Genomic DNA, 1365 nt, shown 5'->3' on the forward strand with positions numbered 1-1365 from the left:
GGTCGTGTCCCAGGAGGTGGTGTAGGAACCGTCAATCCACGGCAGGATCGGGATCGGGTTCGGGTCAGGCAGCCAGAGCTGGCAGGCTGACAATGGGGTTATGGCTCACCGCGCCGATTGTTTCCAGCGTCATGTAGCGGCGTGACACCGCCCATTCATCATTCTGCTCCAGCATCAGCGCGCCGACGAGGCGTATGACGGAGGCATCATTGGGAAAGATGCCGATGACATCGGCCCTTCGCTTAATCTCCTTGTTCACCCTTTCCAGCGGGTTGGTGGACGCGATCTGCGCCCAGTGATCCTTCGGGAACGCCATGTAGGCAAGCACATCCTCGCGCGATGCGTCCATCATGTCGGCCAGCTTCGGGAACTTCTCGCGCAGGGCATCGGCGACCTGCTCCCACTGCTGGTGCGCCGCTTCGGTCGTCTCCTGCGCGAAGATCGTCTTGATCATGGCAATCACGGCGGGCCGCTGTTTGGGCGCGGCATGGGCCAGCGCGTTGCGCATCCAGTGCACCCGGCAGCGTTGCTGGCTCGCGGCAAACACCTTGCTGGCGGCAGCGCGCAGTCCCTTGTGATCATCGGCGATGACCAGCTTCACCCCGCGCAGTCCGCGATCCGCCAGCGAACGCAGGAAGGCTTTCCAGAAGGGCTCCGCCTCCGAAGGGCCGGTGGCGACGCCCAGAACTTCACGGCGGCCATCGGTGTTGACGCCAACGGCGATTATCGTCGCCGTCGAGACGATCCGTCCGCCCTCACGCACCTTGAGGTAGGTGGCGTCGATCCACAAATAGGGCCACTCGCCCTCGATCGGGCGGGTGAGGAAGGCGTTCACCCGCTCGTCAATCTCGGCAACCAGGCGGCTGACCTGGCTCTTCGATACGCCGCTGGCGCCCATCGCCTTAACCAGATCGTCGACCGAACGGGTCGAGACGCCGTGCACATAGGCCTCCTGGATCACCGCTGCCAAGGCCTTCTCGGCGGTGCGGCGCGGCTCCAGGAAGCTCGGAAAGTAGCTGCCTTTGCGCAGCTTCGGGATCGCCAGATCGATCCGACCGGCACGGGTGTCCCATCCCCGTTCGCGGTAGCCGTTGCGGTGGTTCAGTCGCGACTGGCTGCGACTGCCGGCGGGCGCACCGGTTCTGGCCTCAATCTCCAGATCCATCATGCGCTCAGCGGCAAAAGCCAGCATCTCGCGCACCAAATCGCTGTCAGCCCCTTGCTCGATCAGCTCAACAAGGGCCATTCTGTCATCGGTCATCGTCTTCTTCTCCAGGTTCGAGTTCGCATCCGAACCCTACCAGAAGATCGACGGTGGCCACCCTCTCAGGGAAACCTTCCTACACCACCCCGTGGGACACGACC

At 63.6% G+C, this 1365-nt stretch carries 1 protein-coding gene; it reads right to left on the reverse strand.

The features are described 5' to 3' along the window. Positions 1–64: 64 nt before the first annotated feature. Positions 65–1261: an IS256 family transposase gene (locus tag EWH12_RS21855; protein ID WP_088185222.1), complete on the reverse strand. Its 1197-nt coding sequence runs from the start codon at positions 1259–1261 to the stop codon at positions 65–67. Between the last annotated feature and the right edge of the window lie 104 nt (positions 1262–1365).

Source organism: Sphingobium cupriresistens, assembly GCF_004152865.1.
In the GTDB taxonomy this organism is placed as follows: domain Bacteria; phylum Pseudomonadota; class Alphaproteobacteria; order Sphingomonadales; family Sphingomonadaceae; genus Sphingobium; species Sphingobium cupriresistens.

Bases quoted from the DNA above. Each gene is read 5' to 3' on its own strand.
- EWH12_RS21855 (WP_088185222.1), bottom strand. From the start codon at position 1,261: ATGACCGATGACAGAATGGCCCTTGTTGAGCTGATCGAGCAAGGGGCT.